Genomic DNA, 18,723 nt, shown 5'->3' with positions numbered 1-18,723 from the left:
TTGAGTATAAAGCAGACCGCTACTCTTCGTCTAGCAAAATCTGTACCCATTCTGGTGGCTCTGGAATGGGGTTTCCGAGTTTTTCCAGCAGTAGCCATGCCCCTAGATGCACGGTAAACAGATAAACCATGTCACTCAGTAGCAACGCGCCGAGGGTCATGAGCTGAATGACCGTGACATCCGGACGCCCCAAAAGTTCCACCCCAACGACGCCCCAATTGACGAGAAAGGTCAGAATCCACTCTAAAAAGTCGGCAATGCGGTTGTTGAGATACTCCCACACATCCTGACTCAAGAACAGCGACAGTAGCCACACCCGGAAAAAGAAACTCGTGGTGGATAGCAGGGCACCAATGCCAATAGAGACGTACCAGCTTGCGCCTCGCTTCCAGAGTGCACCGAGCTGAACACCCAATAACCCGTAGGGAACCAAGAATAGCAAGCTAATATAAGGCCCCATCAGCACAGACAACAGCAAACAGGTCACGACAGTGGTCATCCAGGCTGAACGCACTCCCCACCGCAAATAGACCAGGGCAATCGGTATGGGAAATAGAATTCGCATCCAAGGGCTGAGGCTCAGGTAATAACTCACCAACCAGAGCAAACTAGCCGCACTGGCAAGAAACGCGGTTTCCACCAAGCTGATGGGGGCGTGCTGGGTGTTCACATGGGGTTCGTCTAGAAGGCGTGGGGAGGTGTTGGGTTGCTCGCGGCGCTGACTATCAGCCTCTGTATCCACAATGTCTGGATCTGCCCAATTTTGCGAGGTGTATAGCTCCGATGGAGAGATATTGCCGGAGTTTTCAGCGTTTGGCGAATCGTGCGCATTCATAGGGCATAGCCGTAGGGGATATCCGCATAACTCAACACCGAGTTGCGGAAACTCTGCAGATCTACTCTAACCCTATCTTCTTGCATTTGAAGCATCTACAAAAATCAATCAACGACGAGGGAAATTAAGTTCACGCTTTCCGCTCTTGAGGCGATCGCAGAAATCCCCTTAGTCTGCAAAGGCAAGAGAGACTGAGAGCGATCGCCCCCCATAGAACGAATCAAGCGGTTGTACTACGGAGTACCGTAATCTCTTCAATTCATCGCTACAATCATTTAATTCCCTCGAATCTGGCGTACTCAGTTTTATCCATTGGGCGACGAATTGGGTATCCTCTAAATCAGACCTTGTTAATAAAGGTGCAGATAGGCAAGTTAATGAGGGGTAGCCCAAGACGTTGGGTAAAATTCAAAAGAATTCTGGTTGCGATGTTTGCGGAGATTATTGTCTATGCCTCAGGCCGTCGTGGAAGATCAGCTCGCTGTTGATACGAATTCTGACTTTGATGTAGAGCTACGTCGAGTCACCAAGGTGTTTCAGGGTGAAACGGCTGTGCGTGGCATCAATTTGGGCATTCGCCGGGGAGAATTTTTTAGCATTTTGGGGCCATCCGGGTGCGGCAAAACCACAACCCTTCGCCTCATTGCTGGGTTTGAAGATCCGACGGCGGGGGAAGTTCTGATTCGTGGACAGTCAATGATACGAGTTCCGGCTTACCGTCGCCCGGTTAATACTGTTTTTCAAAGCTATGCCCTCTTCGGACACATGACCGTTTGGGACAATGTTGCCTTTGGCCTTCGCATCCGCAAGTTGAGCAAAGCAGAGGTGCGATCGCGCGTTGATGAAGCCCTGCAACTGGTCAAAATGACGGCCTACGCTCAACGGTTTCCCCGCCAACTCTCAGGAGGCCAGCAGCAGCGGGTGGCGTTGGCGCGGGCGTTGGTGAATCGTCCAGCCGTTGTGCTGCTTGACGAGCCGCTAGGAGCCTTGGATCTCAAATTACGGAAAGAGATGCAGGTGGAGCTATCCAATCTGCACCAGGAGTTAGGCGTCACGTTTGTGATGGTGACCCATGATCAGGAAGAAGCGCTTAGCTTGTCGGATCGCATCGCCGTCATGAACGAAGGACTCATTGAACAAATTGGGTCGCCTAGTGAAATCTACGAGTATCCTCAAACCCCCTTTGTGGCGGATTTTATTGGGGATACCAACCTATTCCAAGGGCAGGTTGCCCACGCCGACTCATCCACCCTGAAAATTACGACCGATCGCGGTCTAAATATTTACGCCCGTCCGTCAGAGGTCTGGAATGGAGCCTCCCCAAGTTCGGTTTTTGTAAGTATTCGGCCTGAGAAAATTCACGTTAGTCTAGACGCACCGGAATCCGGGATGAACTGTTTTGAAGGACGCTTAAAAAACGTCATGTACTTGGGAACCCATGTGCATTATTTGATTGAGCTGCTATCAGGCGATCGCCTCATGGTGATGCAGCCGAATCGCCTGGAAAGTTTGCCTGAATCTCATACGCCTATTCATGTTTACTGGTCGGCCAATGACTGTTTGGCATTGACGGCCTAGGGTAGGGGTGGTAGAGTCCGTGGCAATTCTTCACGGTTTTGCATTAGCGTCAGAGCTAGCCTTGAAATTTTGTGTTGTTGGTATGGAGTCAAGATAAGCGCGGATGAAGAGACGTACCTCTGAATCGAGTTTCCAGCGATCGCCCCTGGGCTATTCCGCTACAACGCGCCGACGTTTTCTGCAAACCTCGGCAGCAGTCGTATCAGGTTTAGCATTGGCCAACTGCAATCGTGGTCTTGCTGATGTGCAGTCTGGAAGCGGCGAATCTCCTACCCCTAGCTCCTCTTCAGGTACGCTGCATGTCTATACTTGGGCTGATTACACAGACGATGAGTTGGCTGCAACGTTTAAAGAAAGAACGGGCATCGATGTGATCATCGATGTGTATGACTCCAACGAAATCATGCTAGCCAAGCTCCAAGCTGGGGGTGGGGCGGCCTACAGCGTCATCTATCCATCGGATTACATGGTGGCGCAGATGATCGAAGAAGGCCTGCTCACTGAGCTTGATCACACGAAAATTAAAGGCTTGTCGGAACTGTATCCAAACTGGGAAAACCCTCCCTACGATCCTGGGAATGTCCACAGCGTCCCCTACAGTTGGGGAACGACAGGAATTCTGTACAACCAAGATTTAGTTGGGGCCGAGATCAAAGATTGGGAGGATTTATGGACAAACCTGGATGTGCTTGAACGCCGCATCACCCTGCTGGACGACGTGCGCGAAGTGATGGGAGCAGCTCTGAAGTCTTTAGGCTATTCCTACAATGCGTCTGATCCAGCCCAAATCGAAGCAGCCTACCAGCGGTTGGTCGAACTAAAACCTGCGATTTCATCCTTTAAAACGTTTGGTTGGGAAGATCAAATTCTGAGCGACGATCTGTTTGCGGTCATGAGCTACTCCGTCGATGCAATCTCCGCCACGTTGGAAGATCCAAATTTGAATTATGTGATTCCTGCCAGCGGTTCATCGGTTTGGACAGATACGATGGTCATTCCGAAGTCGGCTCCCAACCCAGAGGCCGCCTATGCCTGGATTAACCTGATGCTAGAGCCGGAAATCGTGGCCGGAGTGGTAGAACGGCTCTCCTTTGCAACGCCACTCAAACCCGCCTTTGCCTTACTCTCCAAAGAGCTGCAGGAGAACCCTGACCTATTCCCGCCGGAAGAGATTTTGGCGAAATGCGAAGGGATTGCTCCCCTAGATGACGAAACCACAAAGCTTTACGATCGCTTCTGGACTCAACTTACAAGCGCCTAGGAAACCAAGATGTCTGCCTCCACCCCCACATCTGAGTCTGCTCCCCAACCTCGCCTGAAGTCGCGTTGGTATCAGGGGCTCACCAAGCTAGTTGAGCCGACTATCCTCTTGGGGCCAGCAGGGGCGTGGCTCATACTTCTGTTGGTTATTCCTACCCTATTAATTCTCAATATCAGCTTTATACCGGGATTACGTCCGGGGGTTACGCCCGGAGCCTATGGCCTTGGGAATTACCTGCAAGTTTTCGATCCGGTTTACCTACGAGTCATTGGGCGATCGCTCTACTTTGCTCTAGGGGCGACGATTCTTTGCTTATTACTTGGCTTTCCAGTCGCCTACTGGATTGCAATCCTCGCTCCCCGTCGGTGGCAGAATATTCTCTTAGTGGCGTTTATTTTGCCGCTGTGGACATCCTCTCTGCTCCGAGCCTATGCCTGGATCACGATTCTGCGCCCGTCAGGCGTTTTACCCTCGTTTCTGAATAGTCTAGGGCTAACTCAACTCATCAATGCACTCTTGGGGATTATTGGGATGCCCGAAGTCCAAAACTGGCTAAACACCACGATCGCGGTTCTGATTGGCATGAGCTACAGTTTCTTGCCTTATATGGTTCTGATTCTCTACGCTTCGTTGGAAAAGTTGGATCGACGACTCTTAGAAGCTGCCGCCGATTTAGGGGCAAACCCACGCACCGTGTTCTGGAAAGTCACCGTTCCCCAAACGCTTCCCGGAATTGCGGCGGGTTCTCTCCTCGTGTTCATTACCAGCCTAGGCGATTTTGTCGTTCCTGAACTGCTGGGAGGTGCCTCCAGCATGACGGTCTCTCGCCTCATCTACAACCAGTTTTTGAAAGTGCGGAACTGGGGCTTTGGCTCTGCCCTCAGTATGCTGCTGATTTTAGCGGTCAGCATTTCGATCGCCCTTTTGCTCAAGTATGGCGATCGCCAATCCCCTGAGGTGTAAACTCACGCTTCCGAGTCTATCGTTGGTCTATTTATAACGTTCAACTTTGGTGCGTTTCTCAATGACTAAATCTGCGCCCCAGGCAAAACCGAAACGTTCAATTTCAGGAGCCGCCCTATTCACGGCTGCAATGTTTTGCTTTATGTACTTCCCAATTCTCGTATTGGGGTTCTACAGCTTCAACGCCTCACGCTACAGCGCCAGTTGGGAAGGCTTTAGTTTGCAGTGGTACATTCGCCTCTTCAACGATGTACGCATTCTATCCGCGTTACAAGATAGTCTGACGATCGCCTTCTCGGCGGTGGCGGCCTCTGCCGTTCTCGGAACCTTGATGGCGGTGGGGTTGGCACGATATCAGTTCCCTGGAAAAAGCCTATATCGCGGCATCTCCTATTTGCCGCTGATCATTCCAGATATTGCGATCGCCGTTGCCACGCTAGTCTTTTTGGCATCCATGGCAATTCCACTAAGCCTGTGGACAATTGTGGCTGCCCATATCGTCTTTTGTCTCGCTTATATTGCTGTTGTCGTATCCGCCCGACTATCAGGTTTAGATCCCAGACTTGAAGAAGCCGCGCTCGATTTAGGAGCGACACCTGTCCAGGCGTTTGTCAAAGTGTTGCTGCCAGAATTAGCTCCCGCTATCGTTTCGGGCTGCTTACTAGCCTTCGTCCTCAGTATGGATGACTTGCTAATTTCCAGTTTTACAGCGGGTGGAGGGGCAAATCCCCTACCGCTAGAAATCTTCAGTCGCATTCGAACGGGCGTTAAACCGGATATCAATGCACTCAGCGTGGTTCTAATCAGCGTATCGGCGGTGATTGCGTTTATCTCAGAGTACATCCGCTATCGAAGCGACGAAAATCGCCTCAATCGTTCGTAAACTGGACTGTCCTATTTCGGCATTTTGGTAGGAGAGCAACCCTTATCTTTCGCCTTGACCTCACGATCAACGCGCACAGTGCCTAGAATCGTAGAGGTCATCACGCAGGTTCGCAACCGATTCTGCTCTTTGCCCATCAGCGTTAAACGTCCCAATTGACCGCTGGTATTGCCTTGGTGATCAAACTGTACCCGGTATACACCGTTCTTTTGGTACAAACTCGACCGCACGGTGTCAATGTGGATTCCCTTTGGCAAACTCTCCCAAACGATCTCTTGAGGAAATGCATCCGCAGGATGCAAGGCTCCTTGAACTCGACCATCGACTTCTCGAAAGCTGCCTTGCCATTTGACCCCATGCAGGTTGGCGTTGGCTTGGGCCTGTCGTATGATTTGCAACACTTTATCTTGTCCAGCACTCAACATCGCACGTTCATGATAGGACTGCTATGAGGGAACCGCGATCGCCGCGAGAATTCCAATAACACTAGTGACCGCAATCACTTCAGGCATGGTAAATCCTGCGGAATTCGACATACAGTGTTGGCTCTGCCATTTATGCCGCAGTTGACTGTTTATTTTCATGGAAATGTCCCTGAGTTGATGAGGTAGATGATTCAGGCTATATTATATTAAGTAATTTTTTATACGTAAATTTCGGCAAACACGTAAAAATGGGTCTTTCGTGGGCAAGATTTGAAGAATGAGTTGTGGAGTAGGCGTCTTTTCGTCCCTATCTCCCTCAGAATGAACCGAGAGCGATCGCAGCAGGTTATCAATCCATAACGTTCGAGTGATTCACAGGTGCATAGCGCTGCAATGATCGATCGGCGATACTAGGGGTAGCGGTTGTTTAGTCTGACCCAGATATGACAAACCTACGCGATCGCATGATCCAGGCTCAGCGGGACGAGTATCGGGCACGCTGGGCAATGGTCGCCTGCTTTTCAGTCGGAGGCTTGCTGCTCCTATCGCAACTAGAGCATGTCATTCAAGACCAATCACAGCCGGAGTCCTTTGCCTTCTCAGGTACAACCTTGGTGCGATCAAACCAGCTTTTTCTGCAAACCTTGGGTGCCCAAGTGGTCCGAACAGCGTTTCCTCAACAAACGATTCGCCTCGTTGTTGATCTGAGCGATCGCCTAGTCTACGTTTACAAAAACGATGCCGTGCTGGTCAGCTATCCCATCGCTATTGGACAAGATGGATGGGAAACGCCTCAAGGGAGTTTCAGCGTCATGTATATGCAGGAAAATCCGGTGTGGCGACATCCCATCACAGGCGAGTGGATTCCTCCCGGCGAAAATAGCCCCCTCGGCACCCGCTGGATCGGATTTTGGTCCGATGGATTGCATCAAATTGGCTTTCACGGTACCAACCAAACGGACTTGATCGGCCAAGCGGTGTCCCATGGCTGTATCCGCATGTACAACTCTGACATTCAAGATCTCTATCAGTACGTTGCATTGGGAACGCCAGTGTCAATTGAGCCTTGATGCCATGCCTATAGCTGGCCTAGCGTTTTCTCTCTTAAACTAGTGCGTCCCATCATGCTTTTAGGCTATGATGGAAAAGTTGTCAAAATTCACACATCCAGGATTTCGGGTGTTCTGACGGGAGTTATATCGCTGTTTTAATAAGGGCGATCGCCAGTCTGGAATCCACCTGGATGGAGGATAAACCCGAAAGGAGAAAAATATGCCAGTTGTTTCATTGGCTCAACTATTAGAGTCAGGGGTTCACTTTGGGCACCAAACCCGCCGCTGGAATCCCAAGATGTCTCCCTACATCTACACTGCACGGAACGGGGTTCACATTATTGACCTCGTGCAAACGGCTCAGCTCGTAGAGGAAGCCTATGCCTACGTGCGGAATGCCTCTGAGCAAGGGAAGAAAGTCCTGTTTGTAGGCACAAAGCGGCAAGCGGCTGGAATCGTGGCTCAGGAAGCTTCTCGCTGCGGTGCGTACTTCATCAACCAGCGTTGGCTGGGTGGAATGCTCACCAACTGGACAACGATCAAGACCCGCGTAGATCGTCTGAAAGAATTAGAACGTCGCCAAGAAAGTGGTGCGCTTGATCTGTTACCTAAGAAAGAAGCAGCCGTTCTCCGTCGGGAATTGGAGAAGCTTCAAAAGTACTTAGGTGGCATTAAGACGATGCGTAAGCTGCCCGATATCGTCATCATTGTGGATCAGCGTCGTGAATATAACGCTGTGCAAGAATGCCAGAAGTTAGGAATTCCCATCATTTCACTATTGGATACAAACTGCGATCCAGACCTGGTTGATATTCCTATTCCGGCAAATGATGATGCGATCCGTTCCATCAAGCTAATTGTGGGCAAGCTTGCCGATGCTATTTATGAAGGCCGTCATGGTCAGCTCGACGGAGAAGACGATGAGTATGACTACGAGGCCATGGATGACGATGAGTCCGATGATAGCGATTTCGCAGACGATAGCGACGACTCCGGAGAGGAATAGTCCCGTGATAGGCTTTTGTAGGTAGCCGATGGCTGCTTGCAAAGGCAAGACGCTAGTCTATTCACCTGTATTCATCCATCCCAAAAATCTGGATGCCCATCCACGGGTTATGAACCTGCGAAAACGGGTACGAATCTACTCTAGACTCTGCCCGTTTCGCGCGTTGAACGAGGATCGCTATACCGATAACTATTGACAAACTGAGATAGGACAGAATCGACATGGCGGAAATATCTGCACAGAGTGTGAAAGAACTGCGCGAACGCACAGGCGCAGGCATGATGGACTGCAAGAAAGCCTTGCAGGAAAACGACGGAGATATGGACAAGGCAGCCGAATGGTTGCGTCAAAAGGGGATTTCTTCTGCTGAGAAGAAATTCAGTAGAGTGGCCGCCGAAGGGTTGGTAGCAAGTTATATTCATACGGGTGGTCGCGTGGGTGTTTTGGTGGAAATCAACTGCCAGACTGACTTTGTTGCCCGCAATGAAGCCTTTCAAGCTCTGGCGAAGGATGTGGCGATGCAAATTGCGGCATGCCCTAACGTGGAGTACGTGCGAACAACCGACATTCCTGCAGAGTTTGCAGAACGAGAGAAAGCCATCGAGATGGGTCGCGATGATCTATCTGACAAACCGGAGAACATTCGGGAAAAAATTGTCCAAGGACGTATTGAAAAGCGTCTGAAGGAAATCTCCTTGATGGATCAGCCCTATATTAAGGATCAAACCATCACGGTGGAAGAGTTGATCAAGCAGAACGTAGCAACTCTGGGTGAGAACATCCAAGTTCGTCGCTTTGCCCGATTCGTTCTCGGTGAAGGCATCGAAAAAGAGGAGTCTGATTTTGCAGCTGAGGTTGCGGCTCAAACTCAGGTTAAACAGGCTGAAGAACCTCGCCAAGTCCGTGTTGGTGAAGTGATTCCCGTCACCGTTGCGGCTCAAACTCAGGTTAAACAGGCTGAAGAACCTCCGAAGGCAGAGGAACCGAAGGCCGCAAAACCTGCAGCATCGCAGCCTGAATCTGGAAAGAAGAAGAAGAAGAACAAAAAGTAGGCTATCTTTGACTCTGAAGCGTCAGAGATATTGTAAGGAGAGGTTAGCTAATCAGATAGGTGGCTGACCTCTTTCTTATTCCGGATGATTATCGTGGGCGGATCGCCTTCACAAACCCCAGAGACATCGCTGGTAAACCATATAAGCCGCTATAGTGACAGTATTGTAACTTTTTCACCAGAGTTGGGTAAGTCGGGAGCGATCGCCCCACTATTGTCGAGAGTAGGAGGTGAGCCTATGATTCGATCCGTTCAAACGATTGAAAACGATCTAGCAGCCTTAGAAAACATTCTGCAAAGACTGGCTCAGGATCTCTACAGCACCTACCAAGACTACCTCACTGAATTAGGACAATCAGCACGCCGACAGTTCATTCTGGCGAGCTACCATCTATGCACCCAGGGCTTTCCGGAAGCATTCTTGAGGTTGTCTTTTCAGGAACGGCAAAACCTCCAGGGTGACATTCGAGCACTGGGGCAGGAGGTTCAGCAACGATTGACGGATTTGATCAAACGACCTTTTCCGTCCGGCTTAGGTTCAAATGCAGATTCTTCTGGTACTGCTACGGTTCACGATGCCGAGCCTTTACCTCCCCTAGCCCCTTTGGAACCCGAATTATTGGATTTAGGTGTGAATCAACCCTCCAATGGGATAGCGGAAACTGGGATAGCGGAAACAGCGATCGCCCCTGAAGCGCCAACCCATCCTATGACTCAACCCTTAACACCTCGGACGTTGGCACACTGGCAAGACAGTATTGAGGACGCTATTGTGGAAACATTGCAAGATATTTCCCATGCGGCCAATCGCTGCTTTCAAGATGCAGACATCTTATCTGATGTCCTACCCGATGCGCTCATTGAAATTGCCTCAAAGGCGGATATGATTGCCGAAAGTTCAGGCCCTGCCCCGAATCTCTTAAAGCTACGCCTTGAAACAGAGTCTAAAAGTGCCGATGGTGAGATGCCCTCCGCTCAAATTACGGTCATTCACATGCGACTGTCTGAAATTGAGTTTGCCAATCCAGAGCTGATGCCTGGGCGCACTAAAATTCGCGACCTATCGACTCGTCTGACCCAACTCCACCATGAATATCGGCGCAAACATCACGAAAAGGCGATCGCCGAGGCGGAAAGTGCTTGGCGCTCCAGTTGGGTTGAGGACTAAACCGCTATTCACCTACAGGCAGAGTTTTCATGGCTCAGAAAAACGATACTCCGATTCTTATTCTGTCTCTCCTGATTACCCTTGGACTGCTGGGGTTTGGAGGATGGTGGTTAGCCCGCCAATTAGGGCTTTTCTCGTCGAGTGGTAGTGTGACGACAATAGACAGCGGTACCTCTCCCACCCCATCTCCTAGTCCATCGGGATCCTATTCGCTGAGCACGGGCGATCGCCTCATTCTACCTGACGGGGCATCTCCTCAAAAGCAGCAGGCCGTAGAGGCGATCGCCAAGGGCAACTATGACCAAGCGATCGCTCTCTTGGATCAGTCCTTAGCCCAAAATCGGAATGATCCAGAAGCCCGCATCTATCTCAACAACGCCCAAATCGGCGACCAAACCTCCTACACCATTGCCGTTGCCATTCCAGCCAGCAGCGCTCCTGATGCCGCCTTAGAAATTCTGCGGGGCGTTGCCCAAGCCCAAACAGAAATTAACGATGCTGGGGGAATTCAAGGAACTCCCCTGAAAGTTCTGATGGCAGACGACGCCAACAACCCACAAACAGCGACCAAACTAGCAGATGCGTTAGTCGATCAGAAAGATGTCCTCGCCGTGATTGGACATTTCAGCAGTGATACTTCTCTGGCGGCGAGCGCGATTTACCAGCAAGCCGGATTGGTAATGATGTCTCCGACCAGCACCTCAGTTGCCCTTTCTTCTGTAGGTGACTATATTTTTCGCACGGTTCAGAGCGATCGCATCGCCGCCGATAGCCTAGCTCGCCACATGATTGAACAAATGGGTGTTCGCAATGTAGCAGTCTTCTACAACAGCCAGAGCGACTATAGCAAATCCCTCAAGGATGCGTTTTCCTCCATTGTGTTGACGGAAGGCGGAAACGTTGTGGCCGAGATTGATCTCAATACGGCAGCATCCTTTAACGCCTTTGATAGCCTTAAACAGGCCAGGGATCGAGGAGCCGAAGCACTGATGCTAGCAGCCAATACGCCGACGCGCAGTCAGGCGTTCCAAGTGATTACGGCAAACCAAGGCCAGCTTAAGCTCCTGGGAGGAGATAGCTTGTACAATGCCGAAATCCTGCAAACTGTAGGTCAAGATGCGGTGGGCATGGTGATTGCCGCACCGTGGAACCGAGATGCGAACCCAAACTCGCCCTTTCCGGCTGCTGCGCGGCAAATGTGGGGAGGCGATGTGAGCTGGCGCACCGCCCTCGCCTATGACGCCACCATGGCGATCGCCAACGGCCTCAGGGCAAACCCAACCCGCGCCGGATTACAGGAAGCTCTGAGCGCTCCTAGCTTCTCTGTTCCAGGCGCATCTGGAAACATCCAGTTCATGGCATCGGGCGATCGAAACCGTGCTGCCCAACTGGTTACGATTGAGCCTGGAAACCGCTCCGGTTACGGGTATGACTTCGTACCTGTGCCGTGATCAGAGCTATTGCGTCTTATCGTGATCTGCCGGAAGACATAACAGATTGTCGCCATAGCTCCGAATCATACCGCGCTGACGGAGCTTACCTATCAGTCGTGTTACCGTAACTCGTGTAGACCCAATCGCACTACCAATTTGCGCATGGGTCAACGTCCAAGGCAGGCAGTACCCCTCCGAACAAGGCTCACCAAACTCTTCAATTAACAATGTTAAAAATCCCAGCAAGCGATCGATGGTGCGCCGCTGTCCCAGGGTGCTCAGCCACAGAAGCTTACGCTGGTGCTGGTAACGGAACGCATCGAGTACCTCTCGCCGGAAATGGGGCCAGTTATCTAGATCGTTCCAGTACATCCAGATCACAGCCGTTTGATCCACATGGGCAAAACTCTGAAGTGAAAAGGGAGACTGAGCAACGATCTCAAACGGCTGCCCTGCCCCGACAAAACCTAAAAACGCTTCCTCGGAGTTAATGTGAGCAATGGAAGAGGCTGAACGACTGGCAGAGGACACCGTAACCTGTGCCTCACCAACAAGACGTACAGCTCCTTTGTGAACTAAATACAGCAAGCCAGGGCGAGCAGGAATTTTCTCATCTTTACTAAAGACCCGATAGCGGTAGTGTTCTTGAGCCCAATCTAAGACTCGTTGCCAAGTCAGAAACGGCCGAGATGTCTCTGGTTCAGGTGATACTGAGTACATAGGATTAAGCGATATTCAACAGTTGCAAATGGACGAAAAGAGAATATACAGATACGAACAGTAATCTAGGGGAGAATTTGCCTAACCAGACGACTTACTTCAATAATACGAACAATGATTGGCCAACGTCTAAATGATGCCGTAAGGATTGATCTTAACCCGCATACTAACGGATGGGGTTCACCAGACGCGAACTCTAGGGATATCAGCATGAGGCTAATTGAGACACCACAGGGATAAGACGACTCAAATTCCGATGCGCCATCTCACACTAGCAGACTTAGCCGAAAACGCACCTCGCTTTGTATTAGCTAATACAATACGCCACGCCATCGATGCCGGAGCCTTGTCCATCAAACGATGCCTTCCCTTTCAAAGCCTAACCTTTCTCCCAAACCATAATACATCTCAGACAATTCTTGACATTCCAATCCGTAGAGTAAGAGACGATACACAAATTCACTATGTTTCCGCAGTTGCACTCAAACTATCAGCACTTTGCAATTTACCTGCACCCGAGATCGCAGATAGGTTAATTCATAGCTTAGTTTCCATGGAGGAGCCACAACCGAACCTGAACGCACAGCAGAACAACCCCTTCTTCTACAAGTTGCACAGGCCACTATCATCCCATCTCATTCTGGAAAAAGCGCCTTCGGGCTACCTACACATTTACGTGACCGAAACTGGACTTTTGTCGTGGATGACTACGCTAGTGCTAAACCGCCAAATACTTACCAAACCGTGGGTTAATCAGGTAAAAACCAAGAGTCTCAGTTCTCTCATTAAAGATCTGCAAGCGTCTCCCGAACTGTTCAACATTCAACACGCGATCGCCCGTTGCCTTTCACTCCTTCACCTTGCAACAGCAGTCAACTCTGACATAAAAGGATATTCTCCTACAACTAAATTTACCTCTACCTTGGGAGAGCATTTGCCAACTCCGGAAAACGAGAGGAATCTTGCCCATGCTACGAAGGCTGAGCATCAAATCCTTCAGGCTCTTATCGATGCGTGTGACGAAGTCGCAGTGTTACACCTATCATCAGTCGATAATCCTAAGCGATACCTCCGCATTGCCGCAGAGCTCAGTATCCACTTTCAGGCTTTCCATGCCCAAAGCCGGATGAGCACTCACGCATGGAAACACAATCCAGAGCAAGCTCAATTTCGTCTCGATGTGACTCAGCTATGCGCCGCCGTGCTGCGATCGCTCCTTGAGGAAGGGGTTGGTATTCCCGCCTGTCAGCGTTTCTGAGTCAGTCGTATTTCGCACTCCATCCGTCTAGAACTTGGCATTGGGTGTCCGTTCCTGTAGAGCCCGATTAACGGCTTGCTGCTGATCGCGGCGGGTTAACCATCGGTGGTAGGTGCGGGTATGAATGGCAACGGAATGTCCCATCATCTGAGCTGCCACCGTATCCGGCAGACCCGTATGAATCGTTCGTACAGCCCAGGCATGGCGGAGATCGTAGGGTGAAAACGGAATCTTGTATCTCCGAAACTGGACACTCACCATCTGACCAATGCGTTGCAGCGTGGTTTTGGCTAGGTCTGTAGTGATGGCAGGTAACTTGATCGTGCGGAGGTTGAACTGGTCTACCCAGTCTGGATGAAACGGCCACACTTCGTGATACCCGGTTTTGGTCGTTTCCAAGACTGCAACCGTCGCTTCAGGATCACCGCTCAGCAGGTTGGTATAGTCGCAAAAGAATACTTCATGATTGCGCAAGCCATAGGTCGCCATGATACCGTAGACAAACTGCCAAGTCGGATTGGGAATAGTGTTAAAAATGGTAACAATCTCTTCATCGGATGGGAGATGGCGTGCCTGGGTCTTGGTAGCCGTGTAGGTTCCCCAATACTGTTTCAAATCGCGAGGTAGATCGACGTTCACATAATCTGCAAATGCGCCCAGCGCTGTGCAGCAGATCTGCCGACTTCGCGTATGACCCGGAATCGATTCAACGGTTTTGTAAATGGCCTCCGACAGCGTGAGATGGGGCGTGGCACTGACCATCGCTTCCAGTTTGCGAAGGTAAGGAGCGTAGGCCGTTTCCCAGTTGGCTTTGGTAGACGCCTTCTTGGAGACCCCAGACGCAAACTCGCCCTCTAAGAAAGCGGTTCGAAACGCAGCTAGTTTTTCTGAAAACTCCAGCTGGGAGAGACGTTTACCATCCATTAACGGTAAATAGTCCCGCCAACTGAAAGCGTTTTGAATCAGCTTAGCCGCCACAATCTTCGCTTCTTGTTCCGCCTGCTTTAAGCCCGTAGGAGTCGCAGGCAAGTTGAGACTGAGACGCTGCTGATGGGGTTTGAGCCGATGCGTACCGGGACGAGGGGGAAACGTACCGCGCAAGCTCAGTTTTTTGCCACGCCGCTCAATTTGAATACCGAGTTGGGCGATCTTAAGGCGACGATTTGTCTCTGCAATGCGATCGTCAATAGGGGCAACGGTACTGAATGGATCGGACTTTGGCATTGAAGGGTTCAGAGTTTATTTGAAGACTTGCAACGATGCTATCCCTCAGCGTTTAATAGAGGTCTGCGGGAAAACAAATATTAAGGCTAGCGGTAGACTTTGTTTACACGCCTTTACCATTACAATAGGTAAAGAATATTAAAGAACAAGAAGAAGGGCAAACCTATGGGTCGAGTCGGAGTCTTACTGCTCAATTTGGGCGGACCAGAACAACTGGAGGACGTGCGTCCATTCTTGTTTAATCTGTTCTCCGACCCAGAGATCATTCGATTGCCGTTTAGTTGGTTGCAAAAGCCGCTTGCCTGGATGATCTCCACTTCTCGTGAGAAAAAATCTCAAGAGAACTATAAAGAGATCGGTGGTGGCTCCCCCCTTCGTCGCATCACAGAGGAGCAAGCGCAGGAATTACAAGCCACGCTTCGCAACAAGGGATACGATGCTAGCGTTTATATTGGCATGCGCTACTGGTATCCGTTTACGGAAGAGGCGATCGCCCGCATTAAGCGCGATCACATTGAAGAACTTGTCATTCTGCCCCTTTATCCCCAATACTCCATTAGCACTAGTGGTTCCAGCTTCCGGCTGCTCGAAAAGCTCTGGAACGAGGATGCTACTCTGCACAATATTCGTCATACCGTTGTGGCATCGTGGTACGACAGCCCTGGATATCTAAAAGCTATGGCTGATTTGATCGCGAAGGAACTCGATCAATTCCCGAATCCGAACGATGTCCATGTGTTCTTTAGTGCGCATGGGGTACCCATAAGCTACGTCGAAGAAGCAGGCGATCCCTATCAGCAAGAGATTGAAGCTTGCACGCGCCTGATCATGCAGACTCTAAATCGTCCGAATGCCTATTCGCTCGCCTATCAGAGTCGGGTTGGCCCTGTGGAGTGGCTCCGTCCCTACACGGAAGACGCGATTCAAGAACTGGCCGACCAAGGCATTAAAGATATGGTGGTTGTGCCCATCAGCTTTGTGTCAGAGCATATTGAAACCCTGCAAGAAATTGATATTGAGTATCGTGAAGTTGCGGAGGAAGCGGGCATTGAACACTTCCAGCGAGTGCCTGCCCTGAATACCCATCCCCTCTTCATTGATGATCTAGCCAACATCGTTACTAAGGCGCTCGAAGCACCGAGCGTTGAGTTGTCCCAAGTACCTCGCCCCCAAAAGGTCAAACTCTATCCTCAAGAACGTTGGGAATGGGGCTTAACAACGGCGGCAGAAGTTTGGAATGGACGATTAGCCATGGTGGGCTTTATTGCGCTGCTCATTGAGCTGATTAGTGGTCGAGGGCCATTACACTTGGTAGGACTACTTTAACGTTCAGCCCTGTAGATATTCAGGATCGGTTTAAGCCTGAGGACTCAAATCTATCCTTGGGCCATTTTGCTGAGCTTGAAACTCCAAATACAAACCGTTAGGTAGCCTTAATGCTGAATCTCTAAATCGAGAACGTAGCGACCCATCTGCAAGTTCTCGGCCCAAAGTTCGTACTCGATCCGGAGATGCTGAGGAGTAGGATTGTTGAAGAGGAGCAGACTACGCGTATAGTTGCGGAGACGTAGCTGCCCATTCTGAGGCAGATCTGGATCTTGAAGCCAGTAGCGACTGATGCCGTAAACGCCCTGCTCCCAGTAATGGCGGTAACTCGAAATGCCGTTTCCCTGCATAGTCATAATCACGCGGTAGGGTGAAATTTCGAGCCAGAGTAGGCGGGGAGAGTGAGGTCGGAAAGAGGTTTCATCAGTCTGGAAAGGCTGAGTCAAAGGATGACTGAAGGCGCGATCGCCCTGCATGATTGGTTCCGTTAGCAGCACATGAAATTGATTTGGCGTCTTTTCGTAGACGGTAGCTGCCGTTTCGACCACAGACCAAACGGGTAAATCAAGGGCAACCAACGATAGGCAAATGGGTTTACGATGGTGGGTCAGCATAGGTGTGGGGCGGTGGGAGGAGCGGAGCAGAGGCTGCAGAGTGGGGCGATCGCCACTAAGCACAATAGACACCCAATGTTGAGTTATACCGTGTTCTGGAAGCGTTTGACTACACAGAGTCTAGGGAATTCCGTAGAAAATTAGACAGAATACATCGGAAAAACGATAGGATCACAAACGCTGCTCTCTCAATACTGTTCCCTAAAAGGGCGAGTTTCATGGCTTCTGCATCCATTGTTCTTGATTCTTCAAACGTTCATCACACCCTGACAATTGCTCCCCCGGCAGGCGGGTTTTCTCTAAACGGTGAGATTACGATTCCAGGTGATAAATCCATTTCCCACCGTGCCCTCATGCTTGGTGCGTTAGCTCAAGGGGAAACGACGGTTCAGGGGCTTTTATTGGGTGAAGACCCCCGGAGTACGGCTAACTGTTTCCGGGCAATGGGAGCCACGATTTCAGATCTCAATACTGACTTAGTGCGCATTCAAGGGATTGGGCTAGGGCAACTACAAGAGCCAATTGATGTCCTGGATGCAGGCAACTCTGGCACCACGATGCGATTGATGCTGGGCATTTTAGCCTCCCATCCCCAGCGCTTTTTCACCGTGACAGGCGATGCGTCCCTGCGATCGCGCCCCATGTCTCGTGTGATCACTCCCCTTCAGCAAATGGGTGCACAGATCTGGCATCGTCAAGGGGGATACGCCCCCTTAGCGGTGCAAGGACAAGCGCTCAAGCCGATTCACTACCATTCCCCTATTGCCTCAGCTCAAGTTAAATCCTGCCTTCTGCTGGCAGGACTGATGACTGAGGGTGAAACCACGGTGACGGAACCTGCACTTTCCCGTGACCATAGCGAGCGGATGCTGAGGGCGTTTGGAGCCCATATCAACCTTGATCCCGAAACAAACAGCGTCACGGTGGTGGGGCCCGCCGCCCTAACCGGACAAGCGGTGATTGTACCTGGCGACATCAGTTCTGCAGCCTTTTGGATGGTGGCCGCCGCCATCGTGCCGGGTTCCAACCTTCTGATCCAGAATGTGGGGGTGAATCCCACGCGCACCGGAATTCTAGAAGCGATGCAGCAGATGGACGCGGATGTCACCTTGGAGAATGAGCGCGTCGTTGCCGGAGAACCTGTGGCTGACATTCGGGTGCGCCATAGCCCTCTAAGCGCTTGCACTATTGGCGGTGACATTATTCCCCGCCTGATTGACGAGATTCCAATTTTGGCCGTAGCAGCGGCCTTTGCCAATGGCACAACCGTGATTAAAGACGCCGAAGAACTACGAGTGAAGGAGAGCGATCGCCTTGCCGTGATGGCCTCTGCCCTGAACGCAATGGGTGCCCAAGTCACAGAACACCCGGATGGCATGGAAATTATGGGGGGGACTCCCTTGAAGGGGGCTGAGGTGGATAGTCACACCGATCACCGCATTGCCATGAGTTTGGCGATCGCAGCCCTTAACGCCCAAGGAACCACCCTGATCCGCCGCGCTGAGGCCGCCGCGATTTCCTATCCCACCTTTACGCCGACATTGCAGCAATTGTGTAGTTAGGGAGTGCTGGGGAATAGAGTGAACGGCAAAACGTAGCGATGGCAGATATCCCCAAACTCATCACCAGCAGCTTTCGACCGTCCGCTGCTGTGACGTGTTAGGTTACAGGCATTAGCACTGTAACCAGGATTGTACTTCTTCAATACTCCTTGTCTTGCCACCTAAATGAATCATGGCATGGCAATTAGGACAAACTGGGCGGAGATCAGCAATCGGATCAACCTCATACTCTACCTGGATTTCTGATAGTGGCTTTAAGTGGTGTACCTGGATAAATCCTTGTGCTGATGATCCAAACTTTTCTTCAAAAATGAACTACCCCGCCGCAAGCGGACGGGGTATCAGAATCAAAAAAGAGCAAGTT

The 18,723-nt window shown here is 50.8% G+C and carries 20 protein-coding genes; 13 read left to right on the top strand and 7 right to left on the bottom strand.

Features of this window, described 5'->3' with window-relative positions:
• Window positions 1-19: 19 nt before the first annotated feature.
• A complete protein-coding gene (locus IGR76_04865) occupies window positions 20-835 on the bottom strand; it encodes a DUF2232 domain-containing protein (protein ID MBF2077854.1) in 816 nt (271 codons plus the stop codon).
• A gap of 450 nt (window positions 836-1,285) precedes the next feature.
• Between IGR76_04865 and IGR76_04860 the strand changes: the two genes are divergently transcribed.
• The 4 genes from IGR76_04860 to IGR76_04845 all read left to right on the top strand — a co-directional run bounded on the left by IGR76_04860 (window position 1,286) and on the right by IGR76_04845 (window position 5,520).
• Window positions 1,286-2,413, top strand: coding sequence for an ABC transporter ATP-binding protein (locus IGR76_04860; protein ID MBF2077853.1), 1,128 nt, complete (start codon window positions 1,286-1,288; stop codon window positions 2,411-2,413).
• A 103-nt stretch (window positions 2,414-2,516) separates the two neighbouring features.
• Window positions 2,517-3,674, top strand: a complete 1,158-nt coding sequence (locus IGR76_04855) for a spermidine/putrescine ABC transporter substrate-binding protein (protein ID MBF2077852.1) — start codon at window positions 2,517-2,519, stop codon at window positions 3,672-3,674.
• Window positions 3,675-3,683: 9 nt separating this feature from the next.
• Window positions 3,684-4,637 carry an ABC transporter permease gene (locus IGR76_04850; protein MBF2077851.1) on the top strand — a complete coding sequence of 318 codons (954 nt, stop codon included), beginning with the start codon at window positions 3,684-3,686 and terminating at the stop codon, window positions 4,635-4,637.
• Window positions 4,638-4,698: 61 nt separating this feature from the next.
• Window positions 4,699-5,520 carry an ABC transporter permease gene (locus IGR76_04845; GenBank protein MBF2077850.1) on the top strand — a complete coding sequence of 274 codons (822 nt, stop codon included), beginning with the start codon at window positions 4,699-4,701 and terminating at the stop codon, window positions 5,518-5,520.
• 11 nt (window positions 5,521-5,531) lie between these two features.
• Here the strand turns inward: IGR76_04845 and IGR76_04840 are convergent, their stop codons facing one another.
• Both IGR76_04840 and IGR76_04835 read right to left on the bottom strand, forming a co-directional pair.
• A complete protein-coding gene (locus IGR76_04840) occupies window positions 5,532-5,945 on the bottom strand; it encodes a hypothetical protein (GenBank protein MBF2077849.1) in 414 nt (137 codons plus the stop codon).
• Between the two features lie 21 nt (window positions 5,946-5,966).
• Complete coding sequence (locus IGR76_04835) at window positions 5,967-6,056, bottom strand: prepilin-type N-terminal cleavage/methylation domain-containing protein (GenBank protein ID MBF2077848.1); 90 nt, start codon at window positions 6,054-6,056, stop codon at window positions 5,967-5,969.
• A gap of 353 nt (window positions 6,057-6,409) precedes the next feature.
• On the opposite strand from IGR76_04835, the gene IGR76_04830 reads away from it, so the two are divergent.
• The 6 genes from IGR76_04830 (at window position 6,410) to IGR76_04805 (ending at window position 11,673) form a co-directional block, all read left to right on the top strand.
• The gene (locus IGR76_04830) at window positions 6,410-7,015 is read left to right on the top strand and encodes a L,D-transpeptidase (protein MBF2077847.1); all 606 of its coding nucleotides are present in this window, start codon (window positions 6,410-6,412) and stop codon (window positions 7,013-7,015) included.
• Window positions 7,016-7,217: 202 nt separating this feature from the next.
• A complete protein-coding gene (gene rpsB / locus IGR76_04825; GenBank protein ID MBF2077846.1) occupies window positions 7,218-8,003 on the top strand; it encodes a 30S ribosomal protein S2 in 786 nt (261 codons plus the stop codon).
• A gap of 28 nt (window positions 8,004-8,031) precedes the next feature.
• Entirely contained in the window at window positions 8,032-8,199 is a 168-nt protein-coding gene (locus IGR76_04820; protein ID MBF2077845.1) for a hypothetical protein, read from the top strand.
• Window positions 8,200-8,224: 25 nt separating this feature from the next.
• Window positions 8,225-9,055: a translation elongation factor Ts gene (tsf, locus tag IGR76_04815; protein MBF2077844.1), complete on the top strand. Its 831-nt coding sequence runs from the start codon at window positions 8,225-8,227 to the stop codon at window positions 9,053-9,055.
• A 237-nt stretch (window positions 9,056-9,292) separates the two neighbouring features.
• The gene (locus IGR76_04810) at window positions 9,293-10,222 is read left to right on the top strand and encodes a hypothetical protein (protein MBF2077843.1); all 930 of its coding nucleotides are present in this window, start codon (window positions 9,293-9,295) and stop codon (window positions 10,220-10,222) included.
• Window positions 10,223-10,251: 29 nt separating this feature from the next.
• Window positions 10,252-11,673 (top strand): ABC transporter substrate-binding protein, encoded by a 1,422-nt coding sequence (locus IGR76_04805; GenBank protein ID MBF2077842.1) that lies wholly within the window; start codon window positions 10,252-10,254, stop codon window positions 11,671-11,673.
• A 6-nt stretch (window positions 11,674-11,679) separates the two neighbouring features.
• Here IGR76_04805 and IGR76_04800 read toward each other — a convergent pair whose 3' ends face one another.
• Window positions 11,680-12,375, bottom strand: a complete 696-nt coding sequence (locus IGR76_04800; GenBank protein ID MBF2077841.1) for a Crp/Fnr family transcriptional regulator — start codon at window positions 12,373-12,375, stop codon at window positions 11,680-11,682.
• Window positions 12,376-13,078: 703 nt separating this feature from the next.
• Between IGR76_04800 and IGR76_04795 the strand changes: the two genes are divergently transcribed.
• Window positions 13,079-13,633 (top strand): hypothetical protein, encoded by a 555-nt coding sequence (locus tag IGR76_04795; protein ID MBF2077840.1) that lies wholly within the window; start codon window positions 13,079-13,081, stop codon window positions 13,631-13,633.
• A gap of 27 nt (window positions 13,634-13,660) precedes the next feature.
• Here the strand turns inward: IGR76_04795 and IGR76_04790 are convergent, their stop codons facing one another.
• Window positions 13,661-14,857, bottom strand: coding sequence for a site-specific integrase (locus tag IGR76_04790; protein MBF2077839.1), 1,197 nt, complete (start codon window positions 14,855-14,857; stop codon window positions 13,661-13,663).
• A 165-nt stretch (window positions 14,858-15,022) separates the two neighbouring features.
• Between IGR76_04790 and IGR76_04785 the strand changes: the two genes are divergently transcribed.
• Window positions 15,023-16,183 (top strand): ferrochelatase, encoded by a 1,161-nt coding sequence (locus tag IGR76_04785; GenBank protein MBF2077838.1) that lies wholly within the window; start codon window positions 15,023-15,025, stop codon window positions 16,181-16,183.
• 107 nt (window positions 16,184-16,290) lie between these two features.
• Here the strand turns inward: IGR76_04785 and IGR76_04780 are convergent, their stop codons facing one another.
• A complete protein-coding gene (locus IGR76_04780; GenBank protein MBF2077837.1) occupies window positions 16,291-16,797 on the bottom strand; it encodes a hypothetical protein in 507 nt (168 codons plus the stop codon).
• A 218-nt stretch (window positions 16,798-17,015) separates the two neighbouring features.
• Here IGR76_04780 and aroA point away from each other — a divergent pair, with 218 nt between their 5' ends.
• Window positions 17,016-18,359: a 3-phosphoshikimate 1-carboxyvinyltransferase gene (gene aroA, locus IGR76_04775; protein ID MBF2077836.1), complete on the top strand. Its 1,344-nt coding sequence runs from the start codon at window positions 17,016-17,018 to the stop codon at window positions 18,357-18,359.
• Window positions 18,360-18,470: 111 nt separating this feature from the next.
• Here aroA and IGR76_04770 read toward each other — a convergent pair whose 3' ends face one another.
• Window positions 18,471-18,671 (bottom strand): HNH endonuclease, encoded by a 201-nt coding sequence (locus IGR76_04770; GenBank protein MBF2077835.1) that lies wholly within the window; start codon window positions 18,669-18,671, stop codon window positions 18,471-18,473.
• Window positions 18,672-18,723: the final 52 nt, after the last annotated feature.

This window comes from Synechococcales cyanobacterium T60_A2020_003 (genome assembly GCA_015272205.1).
GTDB lineage: Bacteria > Cyanobacteriota > Cyanobacteriia > RECH01 > RECH01 > JACYMB01.
The sequence above is the reverse complement of the archived record's forward strand: the minus strand, read 5'-3'. Positions and strand labels throughout refer to the sequence as shown.

Excerpts from the sequence above, each read along its gene's own strand:
- IGR76_04865 (MBF2077854.1), bottom strand. The coding sequence starts at position 835 with ATGAATGCGCACGATTCGCCAAACGCTGAAAACTCCGGCAATATCTCT.
- IGR76_04860 (MBF2077853.1), top strand. The coding sequence starts at position 1,286 with ATGCCTCAGGCCGTCGTGGAAGATCAGCTCGCTGTTGATACGAATTCT.
- IGR76_04855 (MBF2077852.1), top strand. The coding sequence starts at position 2,517 with ATGAAGAGACGTACCTCTGAATCGAGTTTCCAGCGATCGCCCCTGGGC.
- IGR76_04850 (MBF2077851.1), top strand. The coding sequence starts at position 3,684 with ATGTCTGCCTCCACCCCCACATCTGAGTCTGCTCCCCAACCTCGCCTG.
- IGR76_04845 (MBF2077850.1), top strand. The coding sequence starts at position 4,699 with ATGACTAAATCTGCGCCCCAGGCAAAACCGAAACGTTCAATTTCAGGA.
- IGR76_04840 (MBF2077849.1), bottom strand. The coding sequence starts at position 5,945 with ATGTTGAGTGCTGGACAAGATAAAGTGTTGCAAATCATACGACAGGCC.
- IGR76_04835 (MBF2077848.1), bottom strand. The coding sequence starts at position 6,056 with ATGTCGAATTCCGCAGGATTTACCATGCCTGAAGTGATTGCGGTCACT.
- IGR76_04830 (MBF2077847.1), top strand. The coding sequence starts at position 6,410 with ATGATCCAGGCTCAGCGGGACGAGTATCGGGCACGCTGGGCAATGGTC.
- rpsB (MBF2077846.1), top strand. The coding sequence starts at position 7,218 with ATGCCAGTTGTTTCATTGGCTCAACTATTAGAGTCAGGGGTTCACTTT.
- IGR76_04820 (MBF2077845.1), top strand. The coding sequence starts at position 8,032 with ATGGCTGCTTGCAAAGGCAAGACGCTAGTCTATTCACCTGTATTCATC.
- tsf (MBF2077844.1), top strand. The coding sequence starts at position 8,225 with ATGGCGGAAATATCTGCACAGAGTGTGAAAGAACTGCGCGAACGCACA.
- IGR76_04810 (MBF2077843.1), top strand. The coding sequence starts at position 9,293 with ATGATTCGATCCGTTCAAACGATTGAAAACGATCTAGCAGCCTTAGAA.
- IGR76_04805 (MBF2077842.1), top strand. The coding sequence starts at position 10,252 with ATGGCTCAGAAAAACGATACTCCGATTCTTATTCTGTCTCTCCTGATT.
- IGR76_04800 (MBF2077841.1), bottom strand. The coding sequence starts at position 12,375 with ATGTACTCAGTATCACCTGAACCAGAGACATCTCGGCCGTTTCTGACT.
- IGR76_04795 (MBF2077840.1), top strand. The coding sequence starts at position 13,079 with ATGACTACGCTAGTGCTAAACCGCCAAATACTTACCAAACCGTGGGTT.
- IGR76_04790 (MBF2077839.1), bottom strand. The coding sequence starts at position 14,857 with ATGCCAAAGTCCGATCCATTCAGTACCGTTGCCCCTATTGACGATCGC.
- IGR76_04785 (MBF2077838.1), top strand. The coding sequence starts at position 15,023 with ATGGGTCGAGTCGGAGTCTTACTGCTCAATTTGGGCGGACCAGAACAA.
- IGR76_04780 (MBF2077837.1), bottom strand. The coding sequence starts at position 16,797 with ATGCTGACCCACCATCGTAAACCCATTTGCCTATCGTTGGTTGCCCTT.
- aroA (MBF2077836.1), top strand. The coding sequence starts at position 17,016 with ATGGCTTCTGCATCCATTGTTCTTGATTCTTCAAACGTTCATCACACC.